We start from the raw sequence: 21,010 nt of genomic DNA on the forward strand, positions 1-21,010 counted from the left end.
ACGCGGCCTTGTGTGGTGCGTCCCAGCTCGTGCGGCGGAGCGGGCCCGGATCGTTGCGGCCTGCACGGACGGAGCATCGAACGCGCGTGTGCCAGCGGACTTCACGGAAGTCACGCTCGACGCCGCCGGAGAGCGCGACCAGCGCCTCCTGGTAGGCCGCACTCTCATGTGCCGCGACGGTCTGCTCGAAGCTGTCGAACTCGATCAGGACGGTGCGCTCCGCGATTCCGGCGTCATGCGCCAGGACCCGACTGCCACGGACGAGGACCCGGCCGCCCAGCTCATCGGTGGCCGCTCCACGACTGGAGCTGGGTGTGGAGTCGTCAAGCGAGGGCTCCCTTCGGGTGGTGTCGGCGCAGGTTGGTGGCGAGGACGCGGTCGAGGATGCGGTCGGGCAGGATCCGGACCAGGCGGGTGATCAGGGCGGCGTCCCGGCCGGCGGTGTAGCGGGTGCGCGGCTTGCGGGTTGTCACGGCCTTCGCGATGACCCGGGCGGCGGCGTCGGCGGTCAGGCCCGATGCGGTGCCCGTAGCCATCAGTTCGTTGTTCGCCCGGATGAGGCTGCCGTAGCGCTCGTCCTGCTCCGGCGTCATCCCGGCGGCCAGCTCGTTCGCCGCCTGGACCCCGCGAGCGGCCATCTCCGTGCGGACGCCGCCGGGCTGGACCACGACCACCTGTACGCCCAGCGGCGCGACCTCACGACGGAGTGAGTCGCTGACCGCCTCAAGAGCGAACTTCGTGCCGGCGTAAGCGCCGTACGTGGCCATGGCGGCCGTGCCGCCGACCGAGCTGATGTTGATCACGCGGCCCTTGCTGCGCAGCAGTGCGGGCAGGAGCGCCTGAGTGACGGCGATGTGGCCGAACAGGTTGACTTCGAACACCCGCCGCCACTCCGCGAGCGGCAGGGTTTCGACAGCGGCGTTCACCTGGATGCCGGCGTTGTTGACGAGCGCGTGCAACGCGCGCGGGTCGTCGGCGACGCGCGCGGCAAGTGCCTCCACCTGCTCGGGCTCGGTGATGTCGAGGATGACCGGCTCGATACCGGCCGATCGGATGGAGTCGGCATCACGGACGCGTCGCACCCCGGCCAGGACGTGGAATCCCTGACGGGCCAGTGCGCGGGCGGCCGCCGCACCCATGCCCGTGGAGGCGCCGGTTACGACGATCAGCTTCTGGGTTTCAGATGACATTGTCACCTGAACCACGTTACCCCCTCAGATGACATCGTCAACTGAATGTACGATGGGCGCCATGGTCACCCGCTCGGAATCCGCCGCCCTCACCCGCCGAGCTCTGCTCGACGCGGCCGCCGAGCTCCTCGACCTCGGCGGCTCGGAAGCCGTCACCCTGCGCGAGGTCGGCGCGCGGGCAGGCGTGACGCGGGGAGCACCGTACCGGCACTTCATGGGCAAGGACGGCTTGCTGGATGCCGTGGCGACCGAGAGCTGGGATCGGATCGGCGACCAGGTGCACGCCCTGCGGACCGACCCGGCCCTGCCGGCCTCCGAGAAGCTGTGCGGCGCTCTCCGCGCCCTCATCGGCATCGGCAGGGACCAGCCGTACAGGTACCAGTTGTTGTTCAAGCGGCCCGGGCACGGTCCGGGAGAGCGCGGTGAAGGGCTCGACCGCGTCATGCGCCAGTTCTGCGGACCGGAGGGCGACCCCGCCGCAGCCGTCCGCGCCTCAGCGCGCTTTCAGGACGAGTTCCTGGCGATCGTCGCCGCCCTCGTAGGGGAGCGGCACGCACGCCGCTACGGAGCCTTGCTCCTGGCCGGCGCCCACGGCATCGCAGACATGGAACTCAGCGGCCACCTCAGCGAGGACACATGGCGCACCACCGCCGACGAACTCGTCGACACCCTCGTCCGCCTGGTCGCGGACACCGGTGAATCGACACAGCAACGCCCACGCCCCGTCGACGGCTGCTCCCCGCCACCCCCTGGCTGAGCGACGTCGGCCCGGGGTTCCGCACCGGAGAGCTGAAGGGCGCGCACGGCCCCTCCGGCATCGCGTTCCCCGTGCTCGCCGCCCTGTCCGGCACGGAGCGCGCGTGCATCCGCGACCGTACCCTCGAAGGCCACCGGTCCGCCCACAAGTGCGGCCCTCGGCGGCGCGGGAGCCCTGGGGAACCGGGCGCCCGGAACCGCACGTCCCCCCGTACATGCTGATCGTCCTGGGGATACTCTTCGCCGTCGCGCCTGCCGTCGTCTGGACGACGATCGCCCGCACCCGCGCCGTCGGCTTCGCGATCGGCGGCACGCTGCTCGCCGGAGCCGGTCTGCTGATCGGTGTCCAACAGGGCTGGATCGAGGCCCCCGGACCCGACGCCCATCTCGCGTTCACGGCTCTCGCGCCCCTGCTCATCGCGTGCGGCGCGGGACTGGAAGGACGGCACGAGCACTCTCCTCCCCCGGAATGGACCTCCCGCCGCAACGGAGCGATCGGCTTCCTGGGGACGCAGTTCGCCCTCACTCTCGTGGCTGGCCTCCTGTACGCGCTGATGCTCGGCGAAGGCTCGGACGCCCCGCCGTCCAAGGCCCTCCCCTCATTGCCGCCAGGCATCAGCATGGTCGACGAAGGCACCGGCTGCGGTTCCGGCGGCTGCTGGCGCGCCGCGACGGTCACCAGCGAGGACGGCCTGTCCCGCCCGGAGATCATCCGCGAACTGGGCCTCCAGAAGGAGAGCTGCCGCCCCAGCGGCTGGCTGCTCGACTGGCGTGATGTGTGCGTCGGAGCGAGGGACCATGGTGAGAACGTCACCATCTACGCCGCTTGGGGATACTGAGAGGTCGTGTTCGGGCCCGGCGCCGGCCGCCCGCCTCCGGTCTCCGCCACGCCGCTCGGGCAGCGCCGACTTCCGCGTGGCCTGTCACCGGGGCGCGAGTTCTTCGACAACTCGCCGTAGCGGGCGCGCGGGATGCCGGACAGGGCAGGATGTGCACAGGTCGCACGGGCCCGGGTACACCTCACAACTCTCCTGACTCGTACGGCCTTTCCCATTCACGGGCCGGTGGCACGGCACTCTTGATCGTCTTCTGTGCGGCGCTTAGGCTCCCATGTCCGTGGAGACAGGGGAACCGGACCGCAGGCGCCGGGTATGGCGTGACAGGCACCTCGGGCGTCGTGCAGCCGCAGGTCTGCTGGCGGGGGCGGGGCTGGTCGTTCTGGGCACGGTGTTCGTCGTACTGCCAGGGGTGGTGGTCGACCATGATCTCGCCGGGGCGAGCGTTGCCCCGCAGGATCGGCTGAAGGCGGTGAACGATGTCCGTACGACGCTTCTGCAGGTGGTCGGCGGCCTGGTCGTGCTCTTCGGCGCGTTCGCCACCTGGCGGCAACTGCGGGTGAGTCAGGACGGTTTGCGCGCCACCCAGGAGGGCTACGTCACCGACCGTTTCAGCCGGGCCGTCGACCAGCTCGGCAGCGACAAGCTGGATGTGCGCATCGGCGGGTTGCACGCGCTGTGGCGGATCGCGGAGCAGTCCGCCCGCGACCGGGAGGCCATCATCTCCATCCAGGCCGCGTATCTGCGTACACACCTGCCCTGGCCCCCGGCCGGGCCCCCAGCACCGGCGGCAGATGTGCCCATCAACGACATCGCACCCCTGGAGACCCGTGCCGCCGACGCCCAGGTGGCGCTGACCGCGCTCGGCGTGCTGTGCCAGCACAGGGAGCAGTCCTGGGTCAATCTCAGCCTCACCGACTTGCGCCGGGCCGACTGCGACGGACTGTGGTTCCCCGAGGTCAACTTCGACCGCGCTTGCATGGAGGCGGCGAGCCTCTACCACGCGAATCTGACCCAGGCGTCCCTGGTCTCCGTCAACCTGCGGCACGCCGATCTCACGACGGCGATTCTCCGCCGGGCCCGCTGTGTCCTGTCCGACCTGCGGGCCGCGAAGCTGGTCGAAACCGACCTGCGTGACGCCGACTTCACCGAGACCGATCTGCGCGAGGCCAACGTGCGCAAGGCTGACGCCCACGGCGCGGTCTTCCACCGCGCCGACCTCCGCATGGCCGACCTGCGCGGCGCCGACCTGAGCACCGCCAACCTTGCAGAAGCACGTCTGACCGGCGCTCTGGCCAGCGAGTGCACCCGCTGGCCCGCCGATTTCGACCACACGGCCGCCGGAGTCGTCGACACCGATGACCCCGGACCCGAGCCCTCGCCCCTGCTCCAGCCGCCCTTGATCGCGTGGCAGGCACCGCCGCTGAGGTCCACTCCCTGACCGAGCCGCGCCGGTCACGACTGCGGCGACCGCGATCCGCCTGACCGGCGTCGCTCCTCCTCAGCGGCATCCTGATCGCGCAGAGCCCCAGGCCGCCAGGCAGATCCGGGAGCTGACACCCCTCCCCCGGTCGTAAGCCTCCCGGGCGCCTGGACGCTTCTACCCGGGCTTCTTCAGGGGCTCCTCGACGGTCGTGCTGATCACTGCCCGGGTGGAGGGCCGGGTGCCGGGATCGCTGCGGACAGCGGTCCGGACAGCGTGTCGTACGTGGCCGACGCCCCGCCCCGTAGGTGAGCATGTCACCGTCCGCCGCACCGCCGGGCCGCACACGGGGAGCAGTCGGCCTCGGCGGGAGAGCGCCGAGTTCGGGGCGGTTACCGCTCCCGGACGGCGTAGGTCAAGTGCGTCACCCTTGGAGAGGGCTCGGCGCGGACCTGTTCCAGGGCCACGCGGCTCGCGTCCACGCCTTCGAACAGGCGGATTCCGGAGCCGAAGAGCACGGGTGCCAGCGCGACCGAGAACTCGTCCACCAGGCCCGCGTTCACGTACTCCAGGATCGTCGCGCCGCCGCCCGCGATGCGGACGTCGCGGGCGCCGGCGACCTCGCGGGCCCGGTCGAGCGCGGTCTCGATGCCGTCGTTGACGAAGTGGAAGGTGGTCCCGCCGGGTCGCTCCCAGGGGTCACGCTTCTCGTGCGTCACGACGAACACCGGAGTGTGGAACGGCGCCTCCTCCGGCCACATCTTCTCGCCGGCGTCGAACATGCGCTTGCCCATGACGCTCGCGCCGGTGCGCTCGAACGTCTCCCGCACGATGTCGTTGTCGCGCCCTTCCTCGCCGCCACCGCCGAGCTTCAGGTTCTCCCGGAAGAACCGCAGGGGGAAGATCCACCGCTGGAGCTCCATCCACTGCTTCCCCATCAGGTCCCCGAGGGAACCGGGTGCGATGAACCCGTCCAGCGACATCGACACACTGAAGAACACCTTCCTGGCCATCAGCCCTCCGCCCCCTTCCGAACGATCTCGGTGCCGTAGGCAGCCAGGTTGCTCAGGGTCTGCCGGCCGCCCTCGACGGCGTGACACTTCTCGACCGCCTCGCCGCGCGGAACGAGGGCGGAGACATCGGCAGCCTGGACGGCAGAGGCGGCAAGCGGGGACACAAGGGTGAGGGCAGCGGCGGCAGGGCCCCGCCCGGCGTTGTTGATCACGACGCACTTGTACCGGCACCACACGCAGTCGGACGGGTGGGCATGCCGTGACGTCACCCTGGAGGCTGGTAAGTCCTACTACCAGCCCCCAGCGCGTCTCCCGAGCGCCCGAAGGGAGGTCTCCATGCTCGCCCCGCACCTGCTCCGGTCCGCGTCGGTGCACGTCAGCACCGCCTCCGCGCCCGCCGGCCGGTAGAGGACAGGGCGCTCGCCGCAGGCGTGCAGGCACTACCGGTGCTCACCCAAGGGTGGCAGATATATTTCGTGTCTCGATATATACTCGGTGCATGACACGGCAGAACCCGTCCTTGACGGAACCGCAATACTTCATCCTTGCTGCACTCATGGACGGGCCGTTGCACGGTTACGGCATCATCAAGGCTGCCGAGCAGGCCACCGACGGGCGGCTCCGGATCCCTGTCGGTACTCTCTACGGCGCGCTGGAGCGGATGGAGCGGGCGGGACTGGTGGCCGCCGGCGACGAGGAGATCGTGGACGGGCGGGCGCGGCGCTACTACCGGCTCACCGAGGACGGCACGGCGATGCTCGGCCGGGAGGCGCTGCGGATGCAGCAGGCGGCGGCCGTCGTCATCGGACGTTCGCGGGACGCCGGAGCGGCTCTGGCATGAACCGTCTGCTGCTTGCGGCCTATCCCGAGCCCTACCGTTCCCGGCAGGGCGAGGAGCTGCTGACCTGCCTGGCCGAGGCGTATCCCGGCCGCTCCTGGCCCCCGCCGCGGGAAGTTGCCGCCTTGGTGCGCGCCGGGGTGCAGGCCCGTGCCCGTGCCACCGTCGACGACACCACTCGGCCGTGGTGGCTGGACGGCATCCATCTGGCCGCCCTGGCCCTCGCCGCGCTGGCGCTCGTTCCGTACCTGCAGGATGTGTGGCACTGGGCCCTGCACATCGACCCCGGACAACACGCCATCGCCTTCCAGTTCTCCGGCTGGTATCCGTGGGCCGGAGGTCCCACGCGGATACGGCTGCTGCCCTACGGTCTGCTCCCGCTGGGCTGCCTGATCGCCCTGCTGCGTGGCAGAGCGTGGATCGCGCTGCCGGCCGCGGCAGCCATGATCTGGGCCGGCGCTACTTCCCCCGGCCGCACCCTCTTCGGCAGCGAGGGCAAGGCGGGCTTGAGCTACTACGGGTTGGGCGCCCCGCTGACGGCCCGTGACCTGGCGCTCTCGGGGGCACTGTGCGCCGCGTGCGCCGTGCTGGCACTCTGCCGGCCCAGCCGACTGCGACGCCGCTCGTACCGGTGGCTGGCCCCCGTCGTGCTCGCCATGTTCGTGGCCGGAGGCCTGCACGTCATCTCTGTCAGCCCGGCCTTCCAGCGCGGCCTGTTCGTCCTCGAGGTCGCCGCGCTGCTCGGCGCGTGGGTGGCGACGGCCGCCACCGGCGACCACCGGTGGCTGATCCCCGTCGCGGCGGTCGCGATCGTCCGCACGCAGGCGATCGTCGTTCAGCCGGACGCGTTCATGCAGTCCTTTCCGGAGCTGGTCGTTCTCCTCCTCCTGATCGCGCCCCTTCCCGCCCTGGCGATCACCGCCCGACGCCGGCAGGGGCAGGCACTCTCCGAATAGGAGCGGCCCCCTGGTGGGCGGCCGAGCCCGGCGGCCCACGTCATGCCACACGACGTGCGTGACCCAACTCCCCTTGACGAAAGAAACAGAGCGATGGCTCAGCACGATTCTCCGGCCCTGCCCGCGCACCGTCCGGGGGCCTCGATGCAAGCCCCCGAGGCCGCCGACACCCCCAGCCCGTCGCGTACGGAACGGCCGTGGATGCCGGCCCTGCTGTACACCCTGGGGTTCCTGACGGTCTATCTGCTCGCCATCTGCACCCCGTGGGGGCAACGAGCTGAGAACGCCCTGTTCGGTCTGGGGAAACAGGGCAGCGAAGAAGCATGGATCTACCCCCTGTCCGGCGCGACGTACGGCTCGACGCCCCTGCCGCCGATGGAATTGAGCGCCAAACCCACCCTGATGGTGGGCCTGGCCGTCATCGTGGTCCTCACCCTGGTGCGGCGGTGCTGGTGGCCGGGGTGCGCGGCGCTCGGGGTCGTCGTTCTCACGACCGGGGGCAAGGAGGTGCTCAAATCGACCCTGCCCCGCCCCGATCTGGTGGGCGCGCCCGAGAATCTCCTTGATCAGGGTTTCCCCAGCGGGCACACCGCCATCCCCGCTGCGTTGACTCTCGCTGCCGTCCTCGTGGTTTCCCCCCGCATCCGCCCGTATGTCGCCACGGCCGGTGTGCTGTGGCTCGCTTGCATCGCCGCCGCCAGCGCGACCATGGGCGGCCACCGGCCCAGCGAAGTGCTGGGGGCCACGCTGTTGGCCTGTGCCTGTTACGGCCTCGCAACCTGGCTGCTGCCGCCGACCGCCGCGCCGGGCGCCACACGGAGCACCCGTGCGCTGACCGTCGTCACCCTGACGGTGGCATTGGCCATCGCTCTCGTTTCCGGCGCACGAAGCGACACCCTCACAAGGTCACTGGTCTCCGCGGCGACGGCCTTCATATGTACGGCCCTGGTCTGGTATGCCGCAGTCGGGCGGCCCGCACACACCGCACGCCGCACCCGCCCCGTACGGGGCTGACGCCCGCCGGCTCCGGGCGCGGGAACCGGAGCGGTCCTACGTCGGCCGTCGATCCGTCCGGCGCGGGGCCGACGGGCACTGGCCAGGACGAACTCCTCCCAGTCGACCCCGAGGCCGACCTCGGCCTCCTCCACCTGGTGGCCGAGGGATTCGAGCAGGCGCACAGCACTGGTTCCGTCGTGTTGCTGTAGGCCATCTCCGGTGTCGCGGTACGCCCGAACGTCACCAGCCCGGCGCGACGGAAACGCCGCATCAGGAGGAGTCGGCGCCGGAGAGGGCGCGCAGGTCAGCGCCCACAACGGAAGCATCGATCGAGCGGGAGACCGATTGATGAGAATCGTCGAGGGAATCGTGGCTCAGCACCGCTCCCCCGTCGGCGCGTCCCGGGCATCCACCGACTGACCGCCCCGCACCCGTGCCCCCGACACCGAGAACCAGGTGCGCGTTCGCCCGCGTTCCCCGGGACTCCAGACGCCGGATCTGGGCGGTGAGCCGGGTACTGCGGGCGTGCGCAGTGGCGAAGTCGGTCTGAGGCGGGGGTGCGGGCCACCGGTGACCGGCGCGTCCTCTACGCGAGCCCAGAAGGGGCGGCCGTCGCCGTTCCGGCGGCCAGATCGGCCAGGGCTGCCATCTGCGCCAGGATGCGGGCGGGGGGTTCGTGCAGGTCCAGGGCGTGGGCGGTGACCGTGACGGAGGAACGGCGGATCATGTGGTCGACGGGAGCCGTACCGGAGGCCGTGGCCGCATAAACGAGGTGCCCGTGGGTGATGCCCAGGGCGGTGCAGTAGGCAAGAACTTGGTAGAGGTGCTCCACGGGTGGCGCTGTGATCCTGAGGAACGTGTACTTCGCGTCCATCACGGAAACCGGGCGACCCCCGCGGTAGAGAACCAGGTCAGGGCGTATGGAAGCCCGGCCGGCTTCGTCCAGGCGGTGGCCGTCCTGGGGAACGCAGCGAATGCCGTGGCGGGACAGGGCCTCGCCGAGTGTCACGGTCACGAAGCGTTCGAAGACCTTCGGCAGGTCCAGCAGGAAGCCGTCCGCCGCGGTCGGTGCGCCGCCCGCCTGCCGTATCGAGCGGCCGGACAGGAACAGCTCGGCCAGCCTGAGTGCCTGGGTGTAGCGGGCGTTCAGGCGTGTCGGGGTCCAGCTGGGAAGAGGTTCGCCGGGGTGGGGGCGGCGGACCCCGTGGAGACGGTCGGCGAGATGGCGGAGGGCCAGGCGCGTCCGCTGGGGTACGCCCGGCAGATACGCGGCCAGGTGCAGGGCGGCCAGCAGGATGCGGTTCTCGGCGATGTCCGGGGTGTGATCGTCGTACCGGACCGATATCGGCAGCGGCAGGCCGGTGCGGCGGAGCTGAGCCGTGGTGTGGATGCTCCCTCTGATCAGGGGAAGCTCCTCCTCCACCTCGCGGTAGCCGTGCAGGACACCTGCTTCCAGGGTGCGGCGGGCAATGCGGGCCAGGAGGTCGGCGAGGGCGGGCAGGAGGTCGTCCGCCGTGGCCGCGGTGACCGGTTCCGGGCGCCAGGGGTCGGTGGGAGCGTACGTGAGGAGGAAGAGAAGGTCCCGGATGCCGAGTTTGGGGCGCAGACGCAGATGGATCGCCCCGCCGGATCGCGTGCGCAGGCGCACCGTGCCCACCTTCTGGTTGCCACGCACACTCCAGCGCCCACCCGGTGCCGGCGTCAGCCGTACCAGGTGCGGCACGGCAATGAGGGCCGCCACCTGGTCGCCCGTCAGTTCGTGGGTGTCGCCGGAACCGGTCTCCTGAACGGTGAGGGTGAGATCGGGGCTCACGATTCGGCGGCCGGGGGCGACGGAGCGACCGGCGTGTCCGGCGGGGCGACGGCCTGGGAGGGGAGGCCGGCCGGGGAGTTCGGCGGTGCGGCGGTCTCGCGCAGGGAGTCCAAGCCGTACGTGGCCTCGACGTCGACGCCCGTTCCGTAGAGCTGGTCCTCCAGGAGCGGCAGGATCTGGGTGCGCCAGATGAGCTCCAGGCCCCCTGGGCGGGCCGCGCCGGGCTTCATCAGGTACGACGGGCCGATGGCGCGGTCGGCGTCGCCGAGGCGGGAGTTGAGCTCGTCCAGCAGCCGGGCGCCGGTGTCCGGGAGGCCTCGGGCGTGCAGCCAGCGGGCCAGGAGCCCCCGCACCGGCGGCTTCTCGGGGGAGAGCCGGCGGAAGGCGAAACGGCGGCGCATCGCCGCGTCGACCAGAGCGATCGAGCGGTCGGCGGTGTTCATCGTGCCGATGAGGAAGAGGTTGGCGGGCAGGTGGAACGGCTCGTGGGGGCTGTACTGGGTGGTGACGGGCTCCTCGCGGTACTCCAGCAGGAAGTACAGCTCGCCGAAGACCTTCGCCAGGTTGGCCCGGTTGATCTCGTCGATGATCAGGACGTACGGGTTCGCCGGATCTCTCCGCGCCCGCTCGGCCAGCAGCTTGCACGGGCCCGGCAGCACATCGAAGACGACCGAGCCGCTGTCGCCGCGCACGGGACGGAAGCCCTCGAAGAAGTCCTCGTAGGTGTAGGAGGGGTGGAACTGGATCAGCTCCACCCGGTCCGGGCCCGCCAGATGTCTGGCCAGCGCACGGGCGACATGGGTCTTCCCGGTGCCGGGCGGACCGTGCAGGATCAGCTGCAGCTGGTCCTGGAGCTGTTCGGCGGTCTCCTCCAGCCAGTCCAGCGGCATGAGGAGTTCGTCCGCGAGCTCCTGGGTGACCGGGGGAAGTTCGAGCGGTTTGGTGACGTCGACGTCCGCGAGTTCCTCGGCGACGACCGCTTCGAGACCCGCGCGTTCCGCCAGGTCGGCGGCGACGCTGCTGATGTCGTACACCGTCGGCGGCAACGGCAGCCGTGCCTTGACCTTCTCGGGGAGGTCGGCCCGGACGAGGGGGCGTTCGGCGGTGGCCCAGCGCACCGGGCGGCGGCGGGCGTTGTCGAGGCCTTCGGAGGGGTCGTACACCGGTGGGCCCTGGACGGTGCCGACGTGCACCTCGTCCGTGGTGACGGTGACGACCAGGTCGCCGGGCTGCATGACGGTCAGGAAGACGTGGAGCTGGTAGGCGGCTGCCGCGCGCATCCGGGCGGTGGCTTCGGGCAGGGCCTCGGCGACCGCCTGCCGGACCTGCTCCTTGGTGGCACCGGCGGGAATCTCCGGGGCCTCCCGCCAGGAAACCGAGCAGTAGCCCTGGCCGAGCCAGGCCGGGACGAAGTCGTGACCGTCGACGTTGTGGCCGCGGACCAGCCAGCCGCGCTGCTCATGCTGCACGGCACCCTTGCGCCAGCGGCCGACCCACGGCTCGTCGTAGAAGTCGACGGGCCGGCCTGTCTGGGCCTCGAGCGTTCCGCTGAGCGTCAGCAGGTCCTTGTCGTCGTTGCCGGTCGGGTCCGGGAGCTCGTCCGCGAACGCCGTGAGGATCTCGTGCTTGTGATGGGCACTGGCGATGGGCTGGAAGTCGTCCGGGAAGAGCGTGTAGAGCAGTACGTGGATCTGGGCACGGCCCTTCTTGTGGCCGACGGAATCCTGGATCCCGAAGCAGAGGGCCCGGAACCGCCAAGGGTCTTCGAGCAGTGCCTTCCGCTCCGGGCGCTCCGTCCTGGCCAGCCGCTCCACGAGGAGGACCAGGATCTGGAACTGCGCCCAGCGGTAGTTGAGGAATCCCTGCCCACCGTGGAGGAAGCCCGTCAGGGCGGGCTTCGTGTCCGGGGGCACGTCCAGACGCCGGCCGGCCCAGGACAGCACCTCGCGGAGGATCTCGAGCTTCTTCGGAAGGCCGATCTGCGCGGGGACCAGCGGGGCCATGTTCACGAAGAGCAGTTCGGCGGCGAGGACGATCGTCTCGTCAGGAGCGTCGGAGAGTTGCCGGCGCAGCTTGACGAGAAAGGTGTCCGACGATTCGTCGGGCCGGTCGACGAAGCGGGCGCGCAGATCGGAAGCGGTCGCGTCGGTCCACGCGGCCAGTTCCGGCTGGAACGCCGACCTCCCGCTCAATAACCCGTCGCGGAAGATCCGTTGCACCATCGCCGTGACCTCTGCGCCGTCCGGCCGTCTCGCCATAGCTCGACCCCACCCCTCGTGTGTCCCGAGTGCCCACCCTAAGGGCTGTCCCGTGATCCCTGGCGGGCGCGCGGCGTCAGCTACGGCGCCTCGCCGCGTTGTCGGAACGCCCGAATACATCCGGTACGCAGATGTCCCTCCGCCTTGCGATGCATCGCATCTGACGCCGCGCGCTGATCCACCTGGGATCACGGGACAGCCCTGGGCGCCGACGCCGCAGTGCGGGAACCACGGCGCTCACGCCGACCGTCCACCGAGTCCTCCCGCTGCCAGTGAACTGCAGGAACGTGGGAACGCGGGCTCTTCGGCCGGTGGGGCTCCGCTCGAGGGCTCCGTCAGGAAGGCACTATCTGGTTTCTGTGCTTCCCCTGCGAACGCGGGGTCTTCTCCCCCACCCGGCGCGGCTCGATCGTCCGCGGGTCGACCGCCTCGCCCGGGGCGCCCTCCTTGTAGAGGCCCTCGGGATCGTTGGGCCTGTCGTGGGGCAGCAGGAAGAAGGTGCGGCGCTGGAAGAGACCGCTGTCCGGGTTGGCCTCGGCGTCCTTGTCGAGTTCCGCGTAGCCGACCATGCGTCCGTCCCGTGCGTAGCGGGGCTTCCCACTGCGGCGGGCGCTCTTGTCGAGCGCCTGGCGGACGTAGTCGAGTTCGTGAGGGTCTTCCAGCCACACCACGTTCGCTTCGTGTGTGAGCTGGCTTTCCTGCAGCAGCGAGCTCATGGACGTAGCTCCTTGTCGGTGATGTGGTGGTGCGGGGCGACACAGCAACTCGGTGCGGACCCTGCGGGACGGTGACCGGGGACATGCCCACGGTAGAAGAATGCCCTGATCCTGGGCATCACGCCTTGACGGCTCATGAACGTCTACCTGCCTGTCCGTCGGAGCGGACGAGATCGTCCGGCAGCAACGCCAGGGCGGGGTAGTACTTCTTGCCGCTGGACTTCAGCATCTCGGCAGGAGACGCGAGTCCGATCTCCTGCCTGATGCGGCCGGCGAAGGCCCGGGCGGTGTCGGCCCTGATGCCTTCGGAGCTGCACCATGCGGTGTAGGTCGCGTAGAGGAGCCCCTGTTCGACGCGCAGGTCCCCGGTGTCGGGTCCCTGGCGCATGCAGCACTCGCCCAGGAAGCGCCCGATGTGGTCCTCGGTGGTCTCGTACGCGGCGGTGGCCAGTCGCACGGAGGACGGGCCGGTGAGCGGGTCACGGCTGGTCAGGTAGCGCATCGCGCCCTGGATCAGCCAGTGCAGGATACCGGGGCCCTCCTCCTGGACGAGCTCCCCGGCCAGGTTGTCGATCTTCCGGTCGGCGGCGACGACGCGTTCGAAGGGAATGAGGCGGATACGGCGCCAGAAGGCGTGCCCGCCGGTACCGACCTCGGGCTGGTGGTTGCCGAGCAGCCAGAGCTTGTGGGTCGGGGTGAAACTGAAGTAGTCCTGCCGCATGCGGCGAGCCTTGATCTTGTCCCCCCCGGTGAGGAGCTTGACCCGGGCCTCGTCGAACTTGTCGTTCGGCTTCAGCTCGCTGCAGACGAAGATGCGCCGGCCGTGCAGCTCCGTGAGCTCCGTCGAGTGCTCGGCGAAGTTGCCCTTGTCCATCAGGAAGCCGGGCGGGGCCGCGTCGGCGTAGTCCCCCATCACCTGGATCATGACGTCGAGGAGCACCGACTTCCCGTTGGCGCCCTTGCCCCAGAGGAACGGCAGGACCTGTGCGCCGACGTCTCCGGTGATGGAGTACCCGAGGAGCAGGTGCAGGAAGTCGATCATCTCCTGACCCTTGGCGTCGTCGCCGAAGGTGTCGTCCAGAAAAGCGTGCCAGCGCGGGGTCGGCGTGGCCTGGGGAGCCACGTTGGTGGCACGCGAGTGCAGGTCCCGCAGGGGATCAGGCTTGTGCAGGCGGCCGTTACGCAGGTCCACGACGCCTGCGGGCGTGCACAGGGAGTAGGCGTCCCCGTCGAGGACGTCGGGGTCGAGACTGAGCGCGGGCGCGGCCTTCGCCTGGTGGAGCAGCGCCTTCATCCCGCTCGTCGACATGGTGCGGCGGCGGTGCTGGGCGATCTCCCGGTCGCTGAAGACGCCCCGGGGGTCGGTGGGTGACATCTGCTCCGCCATGTCTCCGGCGGCCCACAGGGCGGCCTTCTCGCCGCCCACCCGCTTCCAGCGGAACTGGTCCCAGCTGTACCAGCCGAGCCCTTCGACGTGACGGAACTGGTCGCTGTACAGCTGGGCGAAGAGCTTGGCGTTACCCCGGTCGGTGAGCATGGGCGGCAGCAGAACCGGGGAGTCCGGCGCGGCAGGGGCCTGTACCTGCTGGGGAGGGACCCACGCGGGGGCAGCAGCCTCGAAGTCGAGCATCTGCTGAGCGGCGGCGGCCGCGTCGAAGCGGCTGCTCTCGGCGCTACTCATGCGAGTCCTTTGGGATGGAACGGGCGGCTGGCGCCTGCGGAAAGGGCTGCGTCGATGATCGTCTCACTACGGCGGGTCTGATGCGGACGAGCATAGTGAGCGGCTTCTGTCAGTTTCTGGCGGGCTTCGGCCTGATCAAGGTGCCCGGCTCCTGCGAGTCCTCCTGCGGTGTACGCCGCGCAGTTGAGCTTCTCCGTGAAGCCGGTGCCTTCGGCGAAGGCCGCACATTCCCGGACGGTCTCGACGAGGGTCCGCAGGAGCGCCTGCGCGGCACCGGTCCGAGGGAGCCCGGCTTGTCGGGCCGGCCGCGGACGGGGAACCGGGGACGCCTCTATGACATGACCCGTGCGCTTCAGCTCGGCAGACAGCCACGCGGGGAGCGGGGCCGGGTCCCGGACAGGCCCGACGGGTGTGTAGATGCCCGCCGACGTACGGGTGGTGGGGGCCACGATGTATCCGCCGTGAGCTCGTACGTCGACCTGCCAGGCGAACGCTGTCCTGGGGCTGGATCCGGTGGACGAGCGGTAGCGGACGGCGGGTTCGGGGTTGACGTACCAGATGTGCAGTCCCCCGGACGGCGTGCGGACACGCAGCGTCGTCTCGTCCTCCGCCGGGTTCGGTTCCCTGCGGTACGCGGCGAGGAGGGCCATCGTGTCGAAGCCGGAGGCGAGCCCGGAGAGGTCGACCTGTTCGGGGATCCGAATGCCCGGCAGGAGCCGGTCACGGTCAGGTACCTGTGCCGCGTGGGCGTCGACGTCCAGGACCACCAGGTTCGCCGGCCCGCACGACACCCCGACGCCCGCGCGGGGTTCGCGGCTCCACCAGTCGGCGATGCGCGCCAGGTCGGTGGTCGCGCTGTGAAAGCCGTGACACCACTTGCCCTGCTCGTGACAAGGGCACTGCGAGGGCTCGTGCCTGCGGGCACGGCACTGCTCACAGTTGGCAGCCGGCGTCTTCCGTCCCGGAGCCAGTGGATGGACCGGCCACCGACGGCCTGCGAGCCAACGGGCCACGTCCGCGGGTCGCGGCTGCTGCGCGACTTCGGACGAGGCGGTGTCGGCGGGGCGCTGCACGTTCGTCGATCCGTCCTCTTGTGCGGTGAGACTTGGTCCCTCCTCCCCCGAGCTCACAGTTTCCCCAGCTCAGAAAAGGTGAAGCGAGGGACTGAGGGACTGAAGGGACTGAACTTTCCATATAGCGGATCGAGCGTAGCGCACGGCACCGTGTCTCCGTGGGAGGCATGAGCACGTATTGCAGAATCAGTCCCTTCGGTCCCTCCGCCTGCGAGGGGGGCCAGTGCCCCGGCAGGTCCGCCCCGACCGTGCCCCCCGGAGGGACCGAAAGCCTGCCAAGGGCGAGGGACTCATCGGTCCCCTTTCAGTCCCGCTCCTATTTCCGCAGGTCAGAGCACATGTGGCCAGGTACCGAGGGACTGAAGGGACTCATTTCTCTAGTTATGAGCGCACCAGAGATATAGGTACTACGTTTTACGTACGCGCGCATACGCACGCGCCCACGCAGCTGGAACAGGGAGTTTCGGTCCCTTCAGTCCCTTCGGTCCCGAGCAGATCGCTCTGACCTGGGCTTTTGCAGAGGGACTGAACGGACCAGGGACTGAAGAGGTTCGGTCCCCCTGCCTCGAGGGCGCCCGACTACAGCACTGCCGCCCCGTCCGCGCGCCCCAGGCTTCTTTGGCGTTTGCCCCCCAGCTCCCTGAGTTACTGGAGGGCCCGCGCCCTCTGCACGGATTCGGAAGCCTCGGCGAGGAGTGACGAAGAGAGCGGGTTGGCTGTCCCGGCTGGTCTCATCGTTACGGGCGCGGCCTGCCGCGCCCCCGCCCTGGGGCTGAGGGCATCACGCTTTCGATACGCCCGGCGGGCGACGCCTGGGGTGTAGTGGCGGCGGAAAGGGCGGCCGCTGGCGTTGTCCCGGCCGCCTTGGACGAGCCGGTGGCTCCCGCGCAGGTTCAGCATCAACTGGTAGGACTCGGGATCGGAGGGCCGGATCAGCTTCGCCGTCCGGCGGGTCTCCGGCGGGGGGTGGGCCGACGGGGGCACCTGCAACGCGCCTCAGGGCCAGCAGTCGCACGCTCGCCCGGAAGTCCGCCTCGTGGTCGCTGCGGAGCGCGTTCGGTATCAACGCGCTGGTCGTCATGTCGCGCCAGGAGCCGAACCACCCGTTCGGCCACGGGCAGATTCTCGGTCGAGAACTCTGACACCAGCACCACGCATCCCCCAAGTACGTTGCCGCATCCACGACAGTCTGTCGGCGATGAGACAGCCCTCAAGACCGCGCCGGTCCGCGGTGAACACAGTTTCGACCTGAGCTGGGCAAGTCTCCCGCCAGTGGCGTTGACAAGGCCAAGACACCTTGGTTGTGCGCGCCTTGCACGGGGGCTCCCGGGGTCCGGCCGGGCGCAGACGGTGCCGGTATGGAGGCCATGCTGCTGGTGTACGTGAGCTGCCCTCGTGCCCGGTCCCGGCGTACGCGGTTCACGGCCTGATCGCTCTTCTCCGGGATGACGTGGCGGATACCGCGCCGCTGCAGGTAGCGGTGGGTCCGGCGATTGCTGTACGCGCTATCGGCGCTCACGCTGTCCGGTGTGGTGCGCGGGCGGCCGGGCCCGAGTCGAGACACCCGAATGCGTTCCTGTGACTGGCTTGAACTGCGTACAGTCCGCCCGCTGGCCTGCCGTCAGTAACAGGGGAAGTGCACGGCAGCGCCCGTCGGCAGTCAGGTGAATGGTGGTGGTGAAGCCTCCTCGGAAGCGACCGAGCGCCTCACCTCCTGCGCGACCTCCGGGTGCCGCCTCGGCGGAGGATCTGCAGCAGTTTCTGCCCCTCCTGGTCGGTCAACCCGCGGACGCGGACGAGCTCGGCCACCGCACCCCCAGTCCTCGGACTGGACATCACCGCACATCCACGCGTCCTGACCACCGAACCGGCGAGCCAATGTGGTCTGAGCACTAGCCGGTCACGGCCACCCGAGGACCGGGCGTCTGTCACGGGGGCAGCCACAGCTGACGGCGGGACGCAACGCCAATGACGGACTGTTTGGCGCCAGCACCCGCTGGTTCATTACGGCGTAATAATCGCCGTCGAGGTCGCAGGCCCGCCATCCTTCCCTGGGACATGCAACGGCCCCGCTGCTTTCCAGTGAGAAGGCGGCGGGGCCGTTGCATGGTTCGTCAGTGGTGTCAGGGAGTTGGTTCTCCTTCGCCCTTCATCCGCAGCGACTCTTTGATCTTGTAGTCCACCAGCAGTTCGGTGAGCCGTCGTCTCGTCGGAACGTCGAGCTCGGCAATGATCACTTCGTACAGGGTCTCGGGGTCGTGCGACGGAAGCTGCGATCGGCCAGCGCCGGGACTGTTTGTGTGCGGCTGGCCTAGTGCCTGGGTCGAGGTGTGCGACGGCTGCTCAATCGTCCGCCGGGTGGTTGCCGCGCCGGCGCGAGGCTGGGCTACGGGCGCCTTGTGCTCGACGTCACTGCTGGAGCGCTGCTCAGCCAGTTGGCCTGCGTCTGCTGTCTGTCGGGTGGCCTTCTCCTTCAGCCGCTTGAGGTGCTCCTCTTGTTCCTCTGCCTTCTTCTTCCCCACCCGGCGCAGGAGGGCGGCTGATTCTTCACCTGCTTGCAGCTTCTGCTTCAGTTCGGGGGTGAGAGTGAGGAGGGCGAGTCGCTGGGAGACCCATCCCTGTGAGCGGTGTAGCCGTTGCGCGAGAGCTTCCTGCGTGCCGTGTGCCTTGAGGAGTTGCTCAAGGGCTTTCGCCTCGTCGAGTGGGTCGAGGTCTTGACGGTGGATGTTGGCGACGAGGGCCGACTCCAGTATCCCGTCGGGGTCACTGCCGAGTTCGTCGTCGAGCATGACCTTGATCTCGGTGAGCCCGACCTCTCGAGCGGCGGCAAGACGAGAGTTCCCGTCAACGACGACGTACTTGGTACCTGGCTCCAGGTCCGCTTCCCGCCCAGGGTTGCCTTCGATGTAGGCGAAGCGGCCCATGATGCTGATCGCGGTCTTCTGGCCGTGGTCCCGGAGGCTGGCTCCGAGGTCCGTCAGATCACCCAGCACAGTACGCGGGTTGTCAGGGTTCAGGCTGACGAGATCGACCGACAACTTGACGGGCGGGGGAGCCCCTTCCGTAGGCGCTGCAGCGACTGCGTTGATTGCCGCGCGGCGTGCGCTGATGGTCTGTGTCTGGCCGAACGATGTGCCAGCTCCCAGCTTGGCTGCCTTGCTCATGAGATCTCCCGGGCGAGTGCCCGCATTCCGACGGCCTGGTCACAGCGGGGGGAGTAGGCCAACAAGGGCTTCTTCACCCGGACCGCTTCCTTCTGTTCCTTGAGGTCGCCGATCACGCCGACCACTCGCGGGTCCTTTATGTCCATCCACGAATCGAGGGAAGAGGTGGCGATGTAGCCGCGCCGTGCGTCGTAGTGGTTCACCACGATTCCCAGGTAGTCGAGCTCGAGGTGCATGTCGTTTCGCAGGTCCTCGATCTGGGACGTAAGCAGCCCGTAGGCATCAGCGGAGCTGTCTTCGGCCTGAACGACCACCAGGATGCCTGAGTTGCCCGGGGCTTCTGCTGAGCGACGGCGACCGTAGTAGGCCGCGGCGTCCATGCTCAGGCCGAGGCTGGGAGGACAGTCGATCAGGATGGCGTCATAGTCGTCTTCGATCGGGGCCAGGGCTCTTTCCAGGGCGGCCTCGCGTGCGCGTACGCCCGAGAGCTTGACGTCCAGGAGGAAGGCGTCGGTGCAGGCAGGCAGCAGGTGTAGACGGTCTCCGAAGCGCGGATCTGCTACCGGCACGATCAAGTCACGGAGGTCACCCTTGGCTTCGCCGGCCATGTGTTTGGTGAGGCTGTCACCGTCCAGCGGCAGGGGTTCTTGACCGAGTTGCTTGGTGAGGTGGTTTTGCGGGTCGAAGTCCACCAGCAGGACGCGCAGGCCGATGCCGGGGAGGTCTTCGTACTGGAGTGGGGAATCGTCCGGTTCGGAGAGCGCGGCCGCGAAGTGCTTGGAGATCCGCACGGGGTGGAGCTGGTTGGCGTCCTCAGCGAACGCTTCGCCGGTACCGGCTGTGATTGCGGTTTTTCCGACACCGCCCTTCTGGTTGCAGACGACGATCCGTCGCGGGTGCTCAGGACGCACGACGGTGGGTGCGGGGTTGGTCTCGAGCCACATCTGGATGGACTGCGCCAGTCCTTGGATGAGGGATACACCGCGGGAGGAGCAGTCGGCGCGGAAGCCGTCCCACTGGCCTTCCGGGAGGAAGGTGGCAAAGGACTTGGCGCCTGAGGTATCGATGGGGGAGAGGTTGGCACCGAGGCCACGCCATGCCTCGATGCCGGCCTCGACTGCGTGCTGGATGTCGATCCCGTGCTGGGCGGCCCTGATCTTGAGGTCAAGCTGCAGCGACGCAGGGATCTTGGAGACGACCTTCTCGCGGTCGCCGCTGGGGGAGGGCGAAGTCATGGTGGATACCTTACTAACACGCAAGGTCAGAGTGAGGATAGGCGCGCTAGTAAAGAAGAGTATTACGCCGTAATATTGCCCTTCCTCGTTGAAGCTGAACCAGTTGCTGTCCGCATGACTCATTGGTCTTGCGTCCCGGTCGTCTCGGCCCATCTACCGGCCCGCATCGCCCCTGTGAGCCGCCGAACATGCCCGGCCCCCTGAGTCGTTGCGCTTGGTCAGCGCACTGTAGGGGGCCATGAGCTTCGCCACGTGGTTCCGCCGCGTCATCGGCGTCAGCGCGCATGCCCACAGCATCACCCGACACCGCGACCCGGGATGGCGTAGTCGCGGGACAGAAGGCGTCGCCCCCCGGGATCCTGACGGCTGACCAGCGACTGCTGCGTGTTCTGCTCGATGACCACCAGGCCGCGTTTGAGCGGCATTGAACGAACGTCTCACCGGCGCACCGCGAAAGCGCTCGCACCGACCCCGCAGTCCGGACCCTGTTGCCGGTGGGAGCCGCCACGTTGGCCGTCCTTGCAGTCTCGCGCACGGGTGACAGCTGGGGGCGTCCGGTTCGGTTCTCTGCGTCAGCAGTCACTCAAGAGCCGATGGGTCAGCTTGGTCGCTCGACCACCGGAGCCGATTCCAGCCTCTCGGGCGCCTTCCCTCCGCCCAGGGGAGGCAGGAAACGACCGTATGCCCACCTGCGAGCCTTTCGGGTACGCACAGGTCTCGCCATACCGAGAAGGTCGAGTTCGGCCCTCCAGGGCATCATTCTGTGCGTCGCTTTTGCGGCGGACAGGAAGTTTTTCCCCTTTGGGTTGCTGCACGTCAAGCTTTGGGCCACGCATCCGAGCTGCCTTCCTGCGTAGGCCGTGGGCCGCACCGGATGGGCGGCTCTCCGCGCTCCCTCTGAATCCCCGGTGGAGGAGGTGCTGCGGTTGGTCCGCGGGTTCGGTCTGCCCGACGGGATGCCGGCGGCCCGGGTGCCGAGCAGCCGGTCGCGCCAGAGCACCCCGGGCAGCTCACGGCGACGCTGTTCGTCCTCCAGGAGCGCGGCGACGCGTAGCTCTCCCT

At 69.2% G+C, this 21,010-nt stretch carries 17 protein-coding genes and 2 pseudogenes; 7 read left to right on the forward strand and 12 right to left on the reverse strand.

Annotation, left to right across the window (positions count from 1 at the left end; genetic code table 11):
• Positions 1-97 precede the first annotated feature (97 nt).
• Both ACH4VO_RS30070 and ACH4VO_RS30075 read right to left on the reverse strand, forming a co-directional pair.
• Positions 98-292, reverse strand: a pseudogene (locus ACH4VO_RS30070) (DUF1330 domain-containing protein); the annotation flags it as partial.
• Positions 293-323: 31 nt separating this feature from the next.
• Positions 324-1,190 carry an SDR family NAD(P)-dependent oxidoreductase gene (locus tag ACH4VO_RS30075; protein ID WP_360996403.1) on the reverse strand — a complete coding sequence of 289 codons (867 nt, stop codon included), beginning with the start codon at positions 1,188-1,190 and terminating at the stop codon, positions 324-326.
• A gap of 61 nt (positions 1,191-1,251) precedes the next feature.
• Here ACH4VO_RS30075 and ACH4VO_RS30080 point away from each other — a divergent pair, with 61 nt between their 5' ends.
• The 3 genes from ACH4VO_RS30080 (at position 1,252) to ACH4VO_RS30090 (ending at position 4,223) form a co-directional block, all read left to right on the forward strand.
• A complete protein-coding gene (locus tag ACH4VO_RS30080) occupies positions 1,252-1,947 on the forward strand; it encodes a TetR/AcrR family transcriptional regulator (RefSeq protein ID WP_360996400.1) in 696 nt (231 codons plus the stop codon).
• A 214-nt stretch (positions 1,948-2,161) separates the two neighbouring features.
• Positions 2,162-2,785, forward strand: coding sequence for a hypothetical protein (locus ACH4VO_RS30085; protein WP_360996397.1), 624 nt, complete (start codon positions 2,162-2,164; stop codon positions 2,783-2,785).
• Positions 2,786-3,062: 277 nt separating this feature from the next.
• On the forward strand, positions 3,063-4,223 hold the full coding sequence (locus ACH4VO_RS30090) for a pentapeptide repeat-containing protein (protein WP_360996457.1): 1,161 nt from the start codon (positions 3,063-3,065) through the stop codon (positions 4,221-4,223).
• Between the two features lie 374 nt (positions 4,224-4,597).
• Here ACH4VO_RS30090 and ACH4VO_RS30095 read toward each other — a convergent pair whose 3' ends face one another.
• Positions 4,598-5,218, reverse strand: a complete 621-nt coding sequence (locus tag ACH4VO_RS30095; RefSeq protein ID WP_360996394.1) for a dihydrofolate reductase family protein — start codon at positions 5,216-5,218, stop codon at positions 4,598-4,600.
• Positions 5,218-5,430, reverse strand: coding sequence for a hypothetical protein (locus ACH4VO_RS30100; protein WP_360996391.1), 213 nt, complete (start codon positions 5,428-5,430; stop codon positions 5,218-5,220). The genes ACH4VO_RS30095 and ACH4VO_RS30100 overlap by 1 nt, the downstream gene beginning before the upstream one ends.
• Before the next feature lie 287 nt (positions 5,431-5,717).
• On the opposite strand from ACH4VO_RS30100, the gene ACH4VO_RS30105 reads away from it, so the two are divergent.
• The 4 genes and pseudogenes from ACH4VO_RS30105 to ACH4VO_RS30120 form a co-directional block, all read left to right on the forward strand.
• Positions 5,718-6,059, forward strand: a complete 342-nt coding sequence (locus ACH4VO_RS30105) for a helix-turn-helix transcriptional regulator (protein ID WP_360996388.1) — start codon at positions 5,718-5,720, stop codon at positions 6,057-6,059.
• Positions 6,056-7,012 carry a hypothetical protein gene (locus ACH4VO_RS30110; protein WP_360996385.1) on the forward strand — a complete coding sequence of 319 codons (957 nt, stop codon included), beginning with the start codon at positions 6,056-6,058 and terminating at the stop codon, positions 7,010-7,012. Before ACH4VO_RS30105 ends, ACH4VO_RS30110 begins: the two co-directional genes overlap by 4 nt.
• Positions 7,013-7,105: 93 nt before the next feature.
• Positions 7,106-8,026: a phosphatase PAP2 family protein gene (locus ACH4VO_RS30115; RefSeq protein WP_360996382.1), complete on the forward strand. Its 921-nt coding sequence runs from the start codon at positions 7,106-7,108 to the stop codon at positions 8,024-8,026.
• 273 nt (positions 8,027-8,299) lie between these two features.
• Positions 8,300-8,428, forward strand: a pseudogene (locus ACH4VO_RS30120) (TetR family transcriptional regulator); the annotation flags it as partial.
• A 166-nt stretch (positions 8,429-8,594) separates the two neighbouring features.
• Here the strand turns inward: ACH4VO_RS30120 and ACH4VO_RS30125 are convergent.
• The 8 genes from ACH4VO_RS30125 to ACH4VO_RS30160 form a co-directional block, all read right to left on the reverse strand.
• On the reverse strand, positions 8,595-9,821 hold the full coding sequence (locus ACH4VO_RS30125) for a restriction endonuclease (RefSeq protein WP_360996379.1): 1,227 nt from the start codon (positions 9,819-9,821) through the stop codon (positions 8,595-8,597).
• Complete coding sequence (locus ACH4VO_RS30130; protein WP_398441726.1) at positions 9,818-12,043, reverse strand: McrB family protein; 2,226 nt, start codon at positions 12,041-12,043, stop codon at positions 9,818-9,820. Before ACH4VO_RS30130 ends, ACH4VO_RS30125 begins: the two co-directional genes overlap by 4 nt.
• 371 nt (positions 12,044-12,414) lie before the next feature.
• Positions 12,415-12,795 carry a DUF6009 family protein gene (locus tag ACH4VO_RS30135; protein WP_360996374.1) on the reverse strand — a complete coding sequence of 127 codons (381 nt, stop codon included), beginning with the start codon at positions 12,793-12,795 and terminating at the stop codon, positions 12,415-12,417.
• A gap of 133 nt (positions 12,796-12,928) precedes the next feature.
• On the reverse strand, positions 12,929-14,476 hold the full coding sequence (locus tag ACH4VO_RS30140) for a phage/plasmid primase, P4 family (protein ID WP_360996371.1): 1,548 nt from the start codon (positions 14,474-14,476) through the stop codon (positions 12,929-12,931).
• Positions 14,473-15,489, reverse strand: a complete 1,017-nt coding sequence (locus tag ACH4VO_RS30145) for a bifunctional DNA primase/polymerase (RefSeq protein WP_360996454.1) — start codon at positions 15,487-15,489, stop codon at positions 14,473-14,475. Before ACH4VO_RS30145 ends, ACH4VO_RS30140 begins: the two co-directional genes overlap by 4 nt.
• Positions 15,490-17,672: 2,183 nt before the next feature.
• The gene (locus ACH4VO_RS30150; RefSeq protein ID WP_360996368.1) at positions 17,673-18,713 is read right to left on the reverse strand and encodes a ParB/RepB/Spo0J family partition protein; all 1,041 of its coding nucleotides are present in this window, start codon (positions 18,711-18,713) and stop codon (positions 17,673-17,675) included.
• Entirely contained in the window at positions 18,710-19,948 is a 1,239-nt protein-coding gene (locus ACH4VO_RS30155) for a ParA family protein (RefSeq protein WP_360996365.1), read from the reverse strand. Before ACH4VO_RS30155 ends, ACH4VO_RS30150 begins: the two co-directional genes overlap by 4 nt.
• A 296-nt stretch (positions 19,949-20,244) precedes the next feature.
• The gene (locus ACH4VO_RS30160; protein ID WP_360996363.1) at positions 20,245-20,373 is read right to left on the reverse strand and encodes a hypothetical protein; all 129 of its coding nucleotides are present in this window, start codon (positions 20,371-20,373) and stop codon (positions 20,245-20,247) included.
• Positions 20,374-21,010: the final 637 nt, after the last annotated feature.

This window comes from Streptomyces sp. NPDC020780, assembly GCF_044334475.1.
Lineage (GTDB): Bacteria > Actinomycetota > Actinomycetes > Streptomycetales > Streptomycetaceae > Streptomyces.